10 protein-coding genes are annotated in these 15279 nt (G+C 57.2%); 8 read left to right on the top strand and 2 right to left on the bottom strand.

The genetic code is table 11. The features are described 5' to 3' along the window. Positions 1–53: 53 nt before the first annotated feature. From N7220_RS19900 to nirD, 8 genes are all read left to right on the top strand, one after another. On the top strand, positions 54–2123 hold the full coding sequence (locus N7220_RS19900) for a carbon starvation CstA family protein (RefSeq protein WP_283149278.1): 2070 nt from the start codon (positions 54–56) through the stop codon (positions 2121–2123). Further along, positions 2116–2487 (top strand): YbdD/YjiX family protein, encoded by a 372-nt coding sequence (locus N7220_RS19905; RefSeq protein ID WP_283149279.1) that lies wholly within the window; start codon positions 2116–2118, stop codon positions 2485–2487. The genes N7220_RS19900 and N7220_RS19905 overlap by 8 nt, the downstream gene beginning before the upstream one ends. Positions 2488–2841: 354 nt before the next feature. Further along, positions 2842–4830, top strand: coding sequence for an arylsulfatase (locus N7220_RS19910; RefSeq protein WP_283149280.1), 1989 nt, complete (start codon positions 2842–2844; stop codon positions 4828–4830). Positions 4831–4832: 2 nt separating this feature from the next. Then, positions 4833–5864, top strand: a complete 1032-nt coding sequence (locus N7220_RS19915; protein WP_283149281.1) for a formylglycine-generating enzyme family protein — start codon at positions 4833–4835, stop codon at positions 5862–5864. 3 nt (positions 5865–5867) lie between these two features. Beyond that, positions 5868–6638 (top strand): MetQ/NlpA family ABC transporter substrate-binding protein, encoded by a 771-nt coding sequence (locus N7220_RS19920; RefSeq protein WP_283149282.1) that lies wholly within the window; start codon positions 5868–5870, stop codon positions 6636–6638. Next, the gene (locus N7220_RS19925; protein WP_283149283.1) at positions 6632–7543 is read left to right on the top strand and encodes a YkgJ family cysteine cluster protein; all 912 of its coding nucleotides are present in this window, start codon (positions 6632–6634) and stop codon (positions 7541–7543) included. The genes N7220_RS19920 and N7220_RS19925 overlap by 7 nt, the downstream gene beginning before the upstream one ends. Positions 7544–8039: 496 nt before the next feature. Further along, the gene (nirB, locus tag N7220_RS19935; protein WP_283149284.1) at positions 8040–10463 is read left to right on the top strand and encodes a nitrite reductase large subunit NirB; all 2424 of its coding nucleotides are present in this window, start codon (positions 8040–8042) and stop codon (positions 10461–10463) included. Positions 10464–10550: 87 nt separating this feature from the next. Further along, positions 10551–10868 (top strand): nitrite reductase small subunit NirD, encoded by a 318-nt coding sequence (gene nirD / locus N7220_RS19940; protein ID WP_283149285.1) that lies wholly within the window; start codon positions 10551–10553, stop codon positions 10866–10868. Between the two features lie 107 nt (positions 10869–10975). On the opposite strand, the gene N7220_RS19945 is transcribed toward nirD, so the two are convergent. Continuing rightward, positions 10976–12868, bottom strand: coding sequence for an MFS transporter (locus tag N7220_RS19945; RefSeq protein WP_283149286.1), 1893 nt, complete (start codon positions 12866–12868; stop codon positions 10976–10978). 110 nt (positions 12869–12978) lie between these two features. Continuing rightward, entirely contained in the window at positions 12979–15018 is a 2040-nt protein-coding gene (locus tag N7220_RS19950) for a methyl-accepting chemotaxis protein (protein WP_283149287.1), read from the bottom strand. Positions 15019–15279: the final 261 nt, after the last annotated feature.

Consider the following 15279-nt stretch of genomic DNA (forward strand, 5'->3'; position numbering starts at 1 on the left):
CAGGCTCTGCGCGGCCGCACCCAGTCGGCCGCACACAAAAAAAGGGGAAAATGATGGGTCGTAGCAAGGAGTGGTTAATCTGGATCGTGGTGGCGATCCTGGGCGCTTTTGCTTTTGGTGTGCTGGCGTTAAGCCGGGGCGAGCACGTAAACGCGGTATGGATGGTGGTGGCTGCAGTAGCCTGCTATTCCATCGCTTACAGGTTTTACAGCAAGTTCATCGCCAACAAAGTCTTTGAACTGGATGATCGTCGCATGACGCCCGCCGAGCGTCGTAATGACGGGCTCGATTACGTCCCCACCAACCGCTGGGTGCTGTTTGGTCACCACTTTGCTGCCATCGCCGGCGCTGGCCCCTTGGTCGGGCCTATCCTCGCGGCACAGATGGGTTATGTGCCCGGTACGCTGTGGATTTTGATCGGCGTGATGCTCGCCGGAGCCGTGCAGGATTTCCTGGTGCTGTTTATTTCCACCCGGCGTGATGGCCGCTCGCTGGGCGAAATGGCCAAACAGGAACTTGGGCCGTTTGCTGGCGTTATCGTCATGCTCGGCGCATTGGGCGTGATGATCATCATCCTGTCCGCGCTCGCACTGGTAGTGGTCAAAGCATTGGCTGACAGCCCATGGGGCGCATTTACCATCGCCGCGACTATTCCGATTGCGCTGTTTATGGGCATTTACATGCGCTACATCCGGCCAGGCCGCATTGGTGAAATCTCGGTGATTGGCTTTGTGCTGATGATGCTGGCCATTGTTTACGGTGGCGATATCGCCAAAGATCCAACCTGGGGCCCGATCTTTACCCTCAATGGCCCGCAAATGGTCTGGGCGCTGGTGATCTATGGTTTTATTGCTTCGGTCTTGCCGGTCTGGCTGCTGTTGGCTCCGCGTGATTACCTGTCTACCTTTCTCAAGATCGGCGTGATCCTTGGCTTGGCCATTGGCATTGTGTTTGCCGCACCTGATCTGAAAATGCCGGCAGTCTCGCGCTTTATTGATGGTTCCGGTCCGGTATTTGCCGGTAGTTTGTTCCCGTTCCTGTTCATCACCATTGCCTGCGGTTCGATCTCCGGGTTCCACGCGCTGGTCGCTTCCGGCACCACGCCCAAGTTGATTGAGCGCGAAAGTCATATGCGCATGATTGGTTACGGCGCGATGCTGATGGAGTCGTTTGTCGCCATCATGGCGCTGATCTGCGCTTCGGTGATCGACCCGGGCGTGTACTTCGCCATGAATTCGCCTGCCGCGCTGATCGGCAAGACGGTGGTAGAAGCGTCAACCGTCATCAACGGCTGGGGTTTTGCCATTACGCCAGACGCGTTGACGTTGATCGCACAAGAGGTAGGCGAGAAGTCGATCCTGTCGCGCGCTGGCGGTGCACCTACCTTTGCGGTGGGCATGGCGCACATCATTTCAGAAATCTTCAACAGCCGGGCGCTGATGGGCTTCTGGTATCACTTTGCCATTCTGTTTGAAGCGTTGTTCATTCTGACTGCCGTTGATGCGGGTACTCGCGCTTGCCGCTTCATGGTGCAGGACCTGGCTGGCGTAGCGATTCCTGGTTTGGGTAAATCCCGTTCGTGGCTCGGTAATCTGATTGGCACAACCATTGCAGTTGCCGGTTGGGGTTACTTTGTTTATCAGGGCGTGATCGACCCTCTGGGCGGCATCAACACCTTGTGGCCGCTGTTTGGCATTGGCAACCAGATGCTCGCTTCCATGGCGCTTATTCTGGGCACCGTCGTGCTGTTCAAGATGAAAAAAGAACGCTATGCGTGGGTCACTATCTTGCCTACGGCGTGGTTGTTTATCACCTCAATGACGGCGGGTTGGCAGAAGATTTTCCATGAAAACCCGAAGATTGGTTTCCTGGCGATTGCCAACAAGTTCAACGCCGCCGCCAGCCAGGGCACCATCATTGCCCCGGCTAAAACCGTGGAGGACATGCAACGCATTGCCTTCAATAACCAGATCAACGCGGCGTTGTGCGGCTTTTTCATGATTGTGGCGGTAGTGATGCTGATATCCGCCTTCCTTAATATCCGTAAAGCGCTGGCATCACGGCAACCTACGGCGAGAGAAGCCGATGCCAAATGGCGCGGCGAGGCGGCCAGCAATGCTTGATCTATCTCCGTTTTTGGGGCGGCGCGAATCGCCACCTCCTGTTGCGGGCGCAGTGAACGCTTACGATCACTACCTCGCTGATCATGCCTCACGCCACGATACGGGCGTGCCGATGAGTGCCGCCGAGTTCGAGCGTTACAGCTTGGGTTCTGACTGGCTCACCGGCCTGAAAGATGCTGCAAAGAAAGTCGTGCAGACCTGCCGGCTGATGGTGGGCATTCATGACTACGAGTATTACTTGCAGCACATGCGGGAAAGGCATCCGGACGCCGTTCCGATGAAGCGCGATGAGTTTTATCGTTACTGCCTGGAGGCTCGCTATCCGAGCGCGGATCGGCCGGGTGGCGGCAAATGTCCATGCTAGGAACGTGAGCATCGTACGACACGAAACGGTCAGCGCAAGGCTGACCGTTTTTTTTCAGTGGGATCGGTACGTGTATCGCGAGGGCGCATGGCAAGGCGTCTGAAATGCATGCATTGGCTCGGACGACGCTAAGTCTTCGGCACAGGTAACCCACGGGAGGCGCTGGCCCAAGGTACATGGATTGTTGCAAATATAAGCCATTGTCATTTTTGTCAGGGCTCAGGCGCTCCCTTGATTCCGTTAAGTAAATCTCACTTTATAATTAAAGGAAATTAAAAATATATTTAATATTCTTTAATTGATTAAGTGGCCGCCATTACCATCGCGCAGTTTTCAACTACGCGACGCACAATGATGAGCCATCTGCCACCGTATTCCCTTCGCAATACCTTATTTGGCATTGCTCTGATCGGCAGTGCTGCCCTGGCAGGTTGCGGGTCGGACTCCAGCACCCTGACCAATGGCAACCCCTCCGCACCCTCGGCTACGCCAACGCCCACCGTTACGCCTACGCCAGTACCGGTTGCACAGAAGAAGCCCAACATCCTGTACATCATGGCCGATGACCTGGGGTATTCAGACATCCACGCCATGGGCGGCGAGATTGATACGCCCAATCTGGATGCACTGGTCAGCACCGGGCGACTACTCACCAACCACCATGCCGGTACCGTATGCGCAATTACGCGTTCGATGCTGATTTCCGGAACAGATCATCATCTGGTGGGTGAAGGCACGATGGGTGCGCCCAGCGACGAACGTAAAGGCTTGCCGGGTTATGAGGGCTATCTGAATGATCGCGCTTTGTCGGTGGCGCAATTGCTCAAAGACGCGGGTTATCACACCTACATGGCGGGCAAGTGGCACCTTGGCTCAGGCATAACGGGCGCGGCGAGTGGCTCGGGCCAGACACCCGACCAATGGGGGTTCGAGCGCAGTTATGCGCTGCTGGGCGGCGCGGCAACAAACCACTTTGCCCATGAAGCGGCCAATTCCAGAAATTACACGGAAGATGGCGCCTACGTGCAGCCGGGTCAACCGGGCCAGCCCGGTGGGGCTGGTGGCTCGCCAGCAGTGTTTTATTCCACCGACTTTTACACACAAAAGCTGATCAGTTATATCGACTCGCAGCATGGCGATGGCAAACCGTTTTTCGCCTACGCGGCCTACACCTCGCCGCATTGGCCTTTGCAGGTGCCGGAACCTTATCTGCACCAATATGCCGGCAAATATGACGCAGGCTACGATGTGATCCGTGCTGCGCGAATTGCACGACTGAAGTCACTTGGGCTGATCCCCGCCGATTTCACCCCCAGTGCCGGTTTTGCAGAGACGTTGACACGTTCTCCGGCCACGGCCAACAACGGCACGGCCAGCGCCAAATATATCAACGCACTGAATGGTCCAGCTCAAGGGTTTACCGACTATGGCCAAGGCTACGTCAACAAAAAGTGGGCAGATCTGACACCGGCAGAGCAAAAAGCCCAAGCGCGTTATATGGAAATCTATGCCGGGATGGTGTCTAACCTGGATCACAACATTGGCTTGTTGATCCAGCATTTGAAAGACATCGGCGAATACGACAACACCTTCATCATGTTCCAGTCTGACAATGGTGCCGAAGGCTGGCCGATTGATTCCGGGGCGGACCCGAAAACGACGGATGAAGCCAACGCGCAGGAGCCGGTGTATTCAACGTTGGGCACTGATAACGGTCTGGTCAGTGCCAAACGTCTGCAATACGGGTTGCGTTGGGCTGAAGTCTCCGCCACGCCGTTGCGCCAGCTAAAAGGCTATATGGGTGAGGGCGGCGTCTCGGTGCCGGCGATTGTGCATTTGCCGGGACAAACCGCTTCGCAGCCTCTCATCAATACCTTTACCCACGTCACCGACAATACGGCAACGTTCCTGGCGCTAGCTGGAACCACACCGCCAAGCGAGCCCGCGCCGCCATTGATTGACACCCTGACCGGGGTTGATCACAACAAAGGCAAGGTGATCTACAACAACCGCTATGTTTATCCGGTCACTGGGGTTTCGTTCCTGGCATTGCTGCAAGGCAAAGCAAGCCCGCCGCTGCATACGCAGGCATTTGGCGACGAATCCTACGGGCGCGCTTATCTGCGCAGTGCGGATGGCAAGTGGAAAGCCTTGTGGACGGAACCGCCAAGTGGTCCAGTGGATGGCCATTGGGAGTTATTCGACATCCTGAATGACCGGGGTGAAACCAACGATTTGTCCGGCGCCAATCCCACTGTCATTAACGGGCTGGTGCAGCAGTGGCAAACATATCTTTCCGGGGTAGGTGGCGTGGAGCCATTGCAACCCAAGGGATACTACTGAACATGCCAGCAGCGATTGTTTTACGTCGCCGCTGGCTTGCCATAACTGTGCTGCTCGCCGTCGCGGCGGGTGGCACAGCCTGGCGGGTACAGGCCCACACAACGCCGACACCGGTACTCGCCAATCTGGGCAGTCCGGCGCAATGCGCGCGCTACAGCGGTTTGCCCAGCGGCTGGGGTGAGGGCAAGGAGGCCGGGATGGTGCATCTGGCTAGCGGTGATTTCACTTTTGGCACAAAGCTGGGGTATCCGGACGAACGCCCACAAGGCGATGGCCGCACTCATGTGGATGCTTTCTGGATCGACCAGACCGAAGTCACCAACGCCCAATTTGCCAGTTTTGTGAAAAAAACAGCATATATCACCGACTCCGAGCGTCAGGGCGGCGCGGTGGTATTTCACGTGCCTACCGACCAGGAACTGCACGCGCGTCCTTATGCATGGTGGACATGGGTAAAAGGAGCTGACTGGCGCCATCCTTCCGGTCCGGGAAGTAACGTGCAAGGGCTGGACAATCACCCGGTCACGCTGGTTACCCAGGCTGATGCGCTGGCCTATGCACATTGGCTAGGCCACGAATTGCCTACGGAAGCCGAGTGGGAATACGCGGGCAAAGCGGGGCATGATGGGGTGAAGCTGGAAACAGCACCGAAATACGCCAACGGCAAACCATCGGCCAACTATTGGCAGGGCGTGTTTCCGCAAGTCGATACGGCCAGCGATGGTCACGCCGGGCTTGCCCCGGTGGGTTGTTATCAGCCCAGCGATTTCAAGTTGTACGACATGATCGGCAATGCGTGGGAGTGGACACGCGATGTCTATAGCGGCGAACACCAGTTCCACAGCAATGGTGATACCGCCGCTGTAGCCAACCAGGCAATCACCCGTAAATCAGATACGCCGATGGTGATCAAAGGCGGTTCGTTTTTGTGCTCGCCTGACTATTGCGTGCGTTACCGCGCCTCCTCGCGAGAGGAGCAGGAAGCTGACCTGCCAGCGTCGCATATCGGGTTTCGGACCATCAAACGGGGCTAGGGCATGCAGATTAAGTGGATGGCCGGATTCGCCGCACTGGCGTTGGTGCACGGCATGGTGTGGGCTCAGTCGGCACGGATTGGCGTCCTGCCCGGGATAGACGAAGAAGTCATGCAGCAAGCTGCGCAAGTGGCGGCCGGAAAAGGGCTTACCCTGCAGATCAAATCCTATTCCAATGCTGGGCAACTTGAGCGGGCGTTGGTTAGTGGTGAGATTGATGGCGCAAGCGTGCCGGATGCGCCAACTCGCGCGATCTGGCAACAACACAGTCAGCGCCCACTCAGAGAACTGGGCACCAGCATCACCTTGCCAATGGGCTTGTATTCGCGGCACTTTGCCAGTTTGCGGCAGTTACCTGTGGGTGCAAAGATCGGCATTCCGAAGGAGCCACAAGCTCAGAGCAGGGCGCTGGTACTGTTGCAAAATTACGGGCTGATCCAGTTCCGTGATGATGCTGGTTTGCAAGCGCGGATTCGCGATATCACGGTCAATACTCGCCATTATCAACTTGTGGCTTTGCCACAGGCCCAGTTGTGGCGAGCGCTGCCGACACTGCCACTGGTGGCGCTGACGGGTGACTTTGCCATGCAGCGGGGTTTGTTCCCGGCGCGCGACGCTATCGGGATGGAGGACGCCCGCTCGCCGTGGGAGGGTGTACTTGCGGCGGCTTCGCCTGGAGACTGGTCGGCGCAATGGCTGTTGGCTTATCAATCGCCAAAGGTGGCCGCCTTTGTACTCCAGCGTTACCAGGACTCTGTACGGCGGCCATGGTGAGTGACTCTGCGGACTGGTCACTACAGTGCAATGGTTGTGGCCGCTGCTGCAATTCGCCGCCGCTGCTGTCGCTGCCGGAACTATTTCATCACCGACGCCGATTCATCGGCTGCTTGAGCGTGCGGCGTTTGCCTGCGCACAGCACCAGCGCGCAGCGTGAACTGGCCGGGCAATTGTTGCCAGGAAGCGCGGCCGCAGGCGTGGTGTTGCTACTGCAGGGCTATACCTGGCCAAGTCAGCAACGCTGCCCAGCATTGGGGCCGGATCAGCTTTGCAGCGTGCACCATGACCGCAAGCCGCTGACTTGCCGGGTGGTGCCGCTCGACGCATTGACACCAGATTCCGAGCAATCGCCGTTGCTAGCGGAACGGGCGGCGCAATCGGAGTGGCTGGGCGCAGATTGCCTGCGCCCGTTTACGGCCAGCGCCACTGGGCAGATTCTGCTGCGACAGCATCGTGTTGAGGATACGGACTACCTTGCAGCGCTGGCGCAGCGTCGGAGAGATCTGCAACTTGAGCGACAGTACTGGGGCGATGCCATTCACGCCATGCTGTTGCCAGAACTCGCAGGTACGTCGCGCTTGCCCGTGCAGGGCTATATTTCCTTGCCGTTGGTGCCGATACTGGCGCACCTCGCAGTACAGTCCAACGCACTGCGGTTGCAATGCCAGCTTTTTTTGGTCGATCAACTGACACTCATCAACAGCCGGATCAGCTCTGCTATCGCCAGCAAAAACCCGCAAGACCGGGCCTCGACCCAAGAGCTGCGTGGCTTTGCCGACGCCTACCAGCGCCTGCTTGGGCATTTGCAGCGCGATTCGATCGCAAAAACGACTTTGTCTGGCGAGGCTAGCTTGCAATGGCTACTGGGTCTGGCAGAGCCGCAGGCCGGCGTTACAACGTAGCCGGTTTGGGGTTACGGGAGCTAAAAAGTTTACCAGCGGGTGGTTGATCCTTTGGGCGAAGGCATCCGGATGCCGTGCCGATGAAGCGCGATGAGTTATATCGTTACTGCCTGGAGGCTCGTTATCCGAGCGCGGATCGGCCGGGCGGCGGCAGGTGTCCATGCTGAGATATTGGTGATCGCAATAGTCTTGAAATGATAAATCGCAACAGCCGACAGCCATCTGTCGGCCGTTTTTATATGTAAATTTTGCTTCTCAATCTCCGCTGAAATTGGCGGTGGCTGGGTGTTCTAGTTCTTATGGCCTAGTTGGTTTAGGTCATCAGGTGGGTCAAACGATCAATATATACAAAATGCATAATCTGCCGCTTGAGCGTTGATATTAATCAATATTTTGACGCGAGCTATTTACCTGTTCGTCATCTTTTTATTTCCGGATCATTCTCCCAATCAACATATTTTGGCTGTCGGCAGCGCCCGCCGACGAGGAGTGATCTGTGCAAAAACAGCGACTGGTATTGATCGGAAACGGCATGGCCGGCATTCGTGCGATAGAGGAAGTGCTCAAGCATGATGCGGCTCGATACGAGATCACCGTCATTGGCGACGAGCCCTGGGGCAATTACAACCGCATCCAGCTCTCGCCGGTACTGGCTGGCGAGCAGAAGCTTAAAGACATCATCCTGAACGATCTGGACTGGTATGCCAGCAATGGCATCCGCTTGATCAAAGGCATGGCCGCCACGCAGATCGACCGCGCTGGTCAGTACGTGATTCTGGCCAGCGGTGAGGCGATCAGCTATGACAAGCTGATTATCGCTACCGGCTCGCGCCCATTCATGTTGCCGATTCCGGGTGCAGACCTTGATGGCGTGATTGGTTTTCGCGATATCAAAGATACCGAGAAAATGGTGGTCGCAGCGGCCTTGTATCGCCACGCCGTAGTGATCGGCGGCGGCTTGCTGGGGCTGGAAGCGGCTCACGGCCTCAAGTTGCGCGGCATGGAAGTCACGGTAGTGCACTTGGGCGAATGGCTGCTGAACCGGCAACTGGACCAAAGCGCCGGGCGATTGCTGGAAAAAGCCATGCAACAGCATGGATTGAAACTCAAGCTGGGTATCAGTGCCGACGCCTTGCTGGGCGATAACGGTCGCGTAACGGGCGTGCGCCTGACCACGGGCGAGGTCGTCGAGGCTGACCTCGTCGTGATGGCCGCCGGGATCGTACCCAATGCCGCGTTAGGTCAAGCGGCGGGTCTGAATGTCGAGCAGGGCATTGTCGTCGATGATTGCTTGCAGACTTCGGACGAACATATCTACGCCTTGGGCGAGTGCGTTAGCCATCGCGGCATGTCGTATGGGCTGGTCGCGCCCTTGTTTGAAATGGCCAAGGTGCTGGGCAATCAACTGGGCGGTTGTGGCAAGCAGCGCTACACCGGCACCATGACGTCGACCAAGCTCAAAGTCACCGGTATCGATCTGTTTTCCGCCGGGGAATTCTTTGGCGGTGAGGGCTACGACGAACTGGTGCTATCGGACCCGGCTGCAGGCATTTACAAAAAGCTGGTACTTAAAGACAACCTGCTGGTGGGGGCCTGTCTGTTTGGCGATACCAGCGATGGCGCCTGGTATTACCAGTTGCTGCGCCAAGGCCGCAATATCGCTGATCTGCGCGCAGGTTTGCTGTTCGGGCAGCAAGATCTGGGCGATGCCGGTACTTCCGGTGCCAGCCGCGCCGGCGGTTTGCCAGACGACGCGGAAGTCTGCGGCTGTAATGGCGTTACCAAGGGCGTGATCGTCAAGGCGATCAAGGAAAAGGGTTTGTTCACAGTGGATGACGTGAAGAAACATACCCGTGCCGGTGCGTCGTGCGGTTCCTGTACCGGTCTGGTCGAGCAAATTCTGATGAGTACCGTCGGTAGTTCTTTCCAGGCTGCGCCCAAGCGCAAGGCCATGTGTGCTTGTACCGAACACACGCATGAAGAAGTCCGTGCAGCGATTCGTGATCAGCATCTGATTACGCTCAGCGACACCATGCGGGCACTGCACTGGAGCACGCCTGATGGCTGCCCGAGCTGTCGTCCGGCACTGAACTACTATCTGATCTCAACCTGGCCGGGCGAAGCCAAAGATGATCCGCAAGCGCGGCTGGTCAACGAGCGTATGCACGCCAATATCCAGAAAGACAGCACGTTTGGTGTGATACCGCGCATGTGGGGCGGCGTAACGACGCCCGATGAGCTGCGCAAGATTGCCGACGTGGCGGATAAATACGCGGTGAAGATGGTCAAGGTCACCGGTGGCCAGCGGCTGGATTTGCTGGGCGTCAAAAAAGAAGACCTGCCCAAAATCTGGCAAGACCTCGATATGCCTTGTGGCATGGGTTATGCCAAGGGTTTGCGCACGGCTAAAACCTGCGTCGGTAAACAGTTCTGCCGCTTTGGCACGCAAGACTCCACCGGTATGGGTATTGCGCTGGAAAAAGCGCTGGACCGGATGTGGGCACCGCACAAGGTCAAGCTGGCCGTGTCGGGTTGTCCGCGTAATTGTGCGGAAGCAGGCATCAAAGACGTTGGCATTATCGCGGTGGATTCCGGCTGGGAAATCTACATCGGTGGCAATGGCGGTATCAAAACTGAAGTCGCCGAGTTTTTGATCAAGCTGAAAACAGAAGACGAGGTCATGGAATACACCGGCGCCTTCCTGCAGTTGTACCGCGAAGAAGCTAATTATCTGGAGCGCACTGTGCATTTTATGCGGCGCGTGGGCATGGATTACATCAAAGCGCAGGTACTGGAAGACGCAACCCGTCGCCAAGCCTTGTGGGCGCGCCTGCAACTGGCATTGGCCGATGAGCCCGACCCATGGCAGGCCCGTATCGGCGAAAGTGCCGCCGCCCCGTTTGCCGACTTGCCCCAGTAATTCCGGACCAGACCGGTTTTGATCGGACCAGATCAACTCGCTTAATTGGTAGTCGCTACAACAGGCGGCTGCAGAAGGATGAAAATCATGACTCAACAATGGCAGCGCATTTGCGCTCTGACTGACATCCCAACGCAAGGTGCGCGGGCAGTACAACTGGGGGACATGGCGCCGATTGCCATCTTTCGCACCACGGGTGACCGGGTGTTTGCGCTTGATAACCGCTGCCCGCATAAAGGTGGCGAGTTAAGCCATGGCCTGGTTTATGGTGAAACGGTGGCGTGCCCCATGCATAACTTCAAAATTGATCTGAAAACCGGCCAGGCTTTGGCCCCGGAACAAGGGCAGACCGCATGCCACAGTGTGGAAGTGCGGGATGGCGAGGTGTGGCTGGCCCGGAGCTAACCACCAATGGATCAATGAGTAAGCGTGAGGCTTGAAACAACAACGGCGTGGTTCAGTCCACGCCGTTGTTGTTTTGTGCGCAAACTCAGACGGAGCTGAGTCGCCGCTTAGCGCCAGTCGCCACGCAAAGCGCGCACATCTGCTTCCAGCCGCTGGCGCGTGGCCGCTTCTGGCGGTACCGGCTCACCGACGACAAAGCCAATCTTGGAGAAGATGCCGCGAGGCATTTTCATCATGGCAGCACCGTCTTTGCGGCTGAAAAAGCTCCCCCACAACCCTTGCAGCGCCAAAGGAATGACCGGCACCGGCGTGCGGCGGATGATTTCTTCTATCCCTGGGCGGAAGGTCTGGATTTCGCCGTTCCGGGTAATGCCACCCTCGGGGAAAATACATACGACTTCGCCTTGCTGCAGATACTCTGCCACCCGGTCAAAAGCCTTGGTTTTCATGGTTGGATCTTCTTTGGCCGGGGCAATGGGGATCGCACCAGCGGTTTTGAAGATGAACTTGAGAATCGGGGTTTTAAAAATGCGGTGATCCATCACAAAGCGCACCGGGCGCCGCACCGCGCCAGCCACAATCAGCGCATCCATGAAACTGACGTGATTGCAGACTAGTACGCAGCCGCCTTCATCCGGAATGCGCTGCAAGCCTTGTGAGCGCACGCGATACAACAGGTGGGTGAGAATCCACACCAGAAAACGCATCAGGAACTCGGGGATCAGCGAATAGATATACAGCGCTACCACCACGTTCATCAACGCAACGGTTAGCAGCAAACCTGGAATGGACAGACCTGCTTTGAGCAGCACGATACTCATGACCGACGCCACCACCATGAACAAGGAGTTCAGGATGTTGTTGGCAGCAATGGCGCGCGAAACAAAGTCTTTTTCCGAGCGTGTCTGAATCAGCGCATAGAGCGGCACAGTGAAGAAGCCGCCAAACACACCCAGCAGCAGCAGATCGGCCATCACGCGCCAGTGTTTGGCTTCGTGAATGAACGACACCAGGTCGTAAGTGCTAACCGGGCTGTGGCCCACCGCAAAATACAGATCGACCCCGAACAACGACAAGCCAATCGAACCAAACGGTACCAGACCCAGTTCAACGCGATGCCCGGACAGACGTTCGCACAACACCGAGCCCAGCCCGATCCCGACCGAGAACATGGTCAGCAGCAGGGTGAACACCGTGGCATTGCCGCCCAACACATGCGCGGTCAGCGGTAGCAGGTAAGTGAGATACACCGCGCCAAAGAACCAGAACCAGGATAAGCCCAACAGACTGTTGAACACGGTTTTGTTGCCGCGCGCGTGCTTGATAATGCGCCAGGTTTCTTTGGGCAGATTCCAGGAAATTTTAAGATTGGGCGCAGGAGCCGGGGCGGGCGGCATGCTCCGACTGGCTATCCAGCCGATGATGGCAACGCCGACGCAAGCCCAGACAATCAGCTGTTCGCCGTGCGGTTGATGCTGGACGATGGTGGCGCCAGCAATCTGGCCCAGCAAAATTGCCACAAACGTCGCACCCTCGATCAGCCCGTTGCCACCCATCAATTCATGTTCGCGCAGGTATTGCGGCAATACCGAGTATTTGAGCGGCCCAAACAGCGTTGAATGCACGCCCATCATGAACAGGCAACCCAGCAATACCGGCACGTTGTGCTGCCAGAAGCCGTATCCGGCGGCGGCCATGATACAGATTTCAAGAACCTTCACGCATTGCGCCAGAAACGCTTTGTCGTACTTTTCTGCCAGTTGCCCGGAGATGGTCGAAAACAGAAAAAAGGGCAGGATGAAAATACCTGCTGCGGCGCTCACCAGCGTATCGGTACTCATGCCCGCGGTAGTCAGGCCGCGAAATACCAGCAGCACCACCATGGCTTGCTTGAACAGATTGTCGTTGAACGCGCCGAAAAACTGCGTAATGAACAACGGCAAAAAGCGCCGGGTCCGGAACAGGGCAAACTGGTTGTGCTGGTGGTCGTGCTGGGGCATGAAAGGGGCTCCGGAGCAAAGTCCGGCGTAGTCTACCGGAATGCGGGCATCATGCCAGAGCCATGCTTTCCGGGCGTGGCAAAAGTGCCCAATCTGAACGTACGTGAAGATTACATCTGGAACTGCGCTAGTTTGCTGCGCAAGGTTTGCGCTTGTTCGCGCAACTGGCGGGCGGCGGTACGGTTGTCTTCTACCAGCGCTGCGTTACTTTGCGCCGTTTGCGCTACCGATTCCACATTACCGGCCAGAATGGCGCTCGCAGAGGATTGTTCACGCGTGGCGTGGGCGATGTCATTCACAATGCCCGCCGTGCGCTCGGTGTGTGCCGCAATGGTGCTGAGCGCGGAGCCCGTTTCGTTGGCCAGCGCTACGCCGCTTTGCATCTGATCGGACACCGCCACAATTTCACCGGCGACCAATTGGGTGTCGCTAACCATGCCGCCAATCAAGGTGCTGATCTCACGCGTGGCATTGCCGGTGCGTTCCGCCAGCTTGCGCACTTCATCGGCCACCACCGCAAAGCCGCGACCTTGTTCGCCCGCGCGGGCGGCTTCAATCGCCGCGTTCAAAGCCAGCAAGTTGGTTTGATCGGCAATGTCCTTGATGACTTTGACAATGCCGGAAATCTCGTTGGATCGCTCGCCCAGACTGGCAATGCGCTCGGCTGCCAGGCGCGAGGCATTGGAGAGCGTGTGCATCTGCTTCTCCATGCGCCCGACCACATTGGTGCCTTCCTGCGACGATCCTTGTGCTTCGCGCGCGGTGCTGGCAGCGTCGCCCGCATGATCGGCAATATGGCTGATGCTGACGGTAATCTGCTCGACGGTTGCGGCCATGCTGGAGGCAGATTCGCTTTGCTGGCGGCTGTCGGTGGCAATTCGCGAGATGGCGTTGTCGAAATGGCCGGTGGCTTGATCCACTTCGCCCGCAGTGTTGCGTACGTCCTGCATCAAACCCTGTAATGACACCGCCGCCTGATTGAATTGCACCGTGATGCGGTCCATTTCGTTGGCGCTGGGCCCTTCACGCACGACCGGGATACGCGCAGTGAGGTCGCCCGTGCCAAAGCGTTCAATGGCGCGGACGACGTTGGCCAGCGGGCCAAGGCGATGCTTGAGGCCGACATACAGCATTCCCAATGTTAACAACGCCAATACAACACTCACCATAATCAGTCGATTGCGCAGCACAATGCTGTGGCCGGTGAACTCGTCGGTGAAGCTGCCACTGGCGACGATCCAGTTCCAGTTGGGAACGGTGGCGTAGGCCACCATTTTGTCTTCTTCCGCGTCGCCGTGGGCGGGATTGGCCAGCGGGTAATGCACCAGACCTTCTTTCTGGGCCAGCATCTGTTTGTACATCCAGACAAGCTTGCCGCCGTTGGTTTCGGTAACCAGCTTGCCTTCGTTTTTCGGATGAATAACGTAGCGGGCGATTCCGTCATCGTTGGTGGGCGCGACTGCGTAGACATAACCGCTATCGCCCACTTTGAGGCTGGCCAGCATCTGGCGCAGGGTAGTGACTTCAGGGGTGAGATCGGCCCGTGCCTGAACCCAGCCCGCGACCTGGCCTGCGGCATTCTTGATGGGTACGGCGTTGGTCATGTAATAGCGGCCATTGCGCATGACCAGACCGGAGAACGTTTCGCCTGAACTGATGGCTTTGGCAATCGGGTCATCTGCCTTGACCTCGCTGCCGATCATCAATTTGCCGCTAGCGTCTTTCAGCAAGGTGTTGACCCGCACAAATTTGCCAGCTTCGTTTTTGGCGACGATGGCGGTGTCGGCACCGGTATGACCACGAAACTGCTCCAGCAGCGTGGTGTCCTGACTTAATACGTGATCACCAGATTTGACGACAGGCAGACCGGTTTCGGTTTTATCCGTTGTAACCACAATCTCGCCCGGTAGCTGCCGCACAAATTGGTCTAGCAATCCTTTGCTGCGGGTCTGCGCATCCATATAGGCCAACTGGAAGGTGTCTTTAACCAGCTGCAATTGCGTGGTGAGGTTGTTTTCGGCAATGGTTCGCGCGGTTTGCTGGACATTGATGCTGGTGTACACCACCAGCCCACCGAAAACCACGATACAGACCAGTGTTCCCAGAATCAGAAACTGCGTAACAAGCGGGCTGCGGCGAATGGCGAACATGGGCAGAGTCTCCTCCCGGTCACATTGCAGCGGTGCCGGAATAATTTGTTTAATCACTTCAAATGTATATCGCCAGCGGGCGGAGTCAGCCCCGACCCGAAACAGGCCAACTTGCACGCCAGAAGTGCAGGCAGCCCGGCGCTGGGGCAGGGTGCTGATTTCAGCATGGCTGATATGCACGCATCATGCAGATTCTTTTATCAGAAATACATGATGCTGCAGGCAAAACGCGACAGAAATTGCTAGCGCAGGAGGAGGAGG

Source organism: Silvimonas soli (assembly GCF_030035605.1).
GTDB classification, from domain to species: Bacteria; Pseudomonadota; Gammaproteobacteria; order Burkholderiales; family Chitinibacteraceae; genus Silvimonas; species Silvimonas soli.

What these genes read in the sequence shown, in the direction of transcription:
- N7220_RS19915 (WP_283149281.1), top strand. Translation starts at nt 4,833, where the DNA reads ATGCCAGCAGCGATTGTTTTACGTCGCCGCTGGCTTGCCATAACTGTG.
- N7220_RS19925 (WP_283149283.1), top strand. Translation starts at nt 6,632, where the DNA reads ATGGTGAGTGACTCTGCGGACTGGTCACTACAGTGCAATGGTTGTGGC.
- nirD (WP_283149285.1), top strand. Translation starts at nt 10,551, where the DNA reads ATGACTCAACAATGGCAGCGCATTTGCGCTCTGACTGACATCCCAACG.
- N7220_RS19900 (WP_283149278.1), top strand. Translation starts at nt 54, where the DNA reads ATGGGTCGTAGCAAGGAGTGGTTAATCTGGATCGTGGTGGCGATCCTG.
- N7220_RS19950 (WP_283149287.1), bottom strand. Translation starts at nt 15,018, where the DNA reads ATGTTCGCCATTCGCCGCAGCCCGCTTGTTACGCAGTTTCTGATTCTG.
- N7220_RS19920 (WP_283149282.1), top strand. Translation starts at nt 5,868, where the DNA reads ATGCAGATTAAGTGGATGGCCGGATTCGCCGCACTGGCGTTGGTGCAC.
- N7220_RS19910 (WP_283149280.1), top strand. Translation starts at nt 2,842, where the DNA reads ATGAGCCATCTGCCACCGTATTCCCTTCGCAATACCTTATTTGGCATT.
- N7220_RS19945 (WP_283149286.1), bottom strand. Translation starts at nt 12,868, where the DNA reads ATGCCCCAGCACGACCACCAGCACAACCAGTTTGCCCTGTTCCGGACC.
- N7220_RS19905 (WP_283149279.1), top strand. Translation starts at nt 2,116, where the DNA reads ATGCTTGATCTATCTCCGTTTTTGGGGCGGCGCGAATCGCCACCTCCT.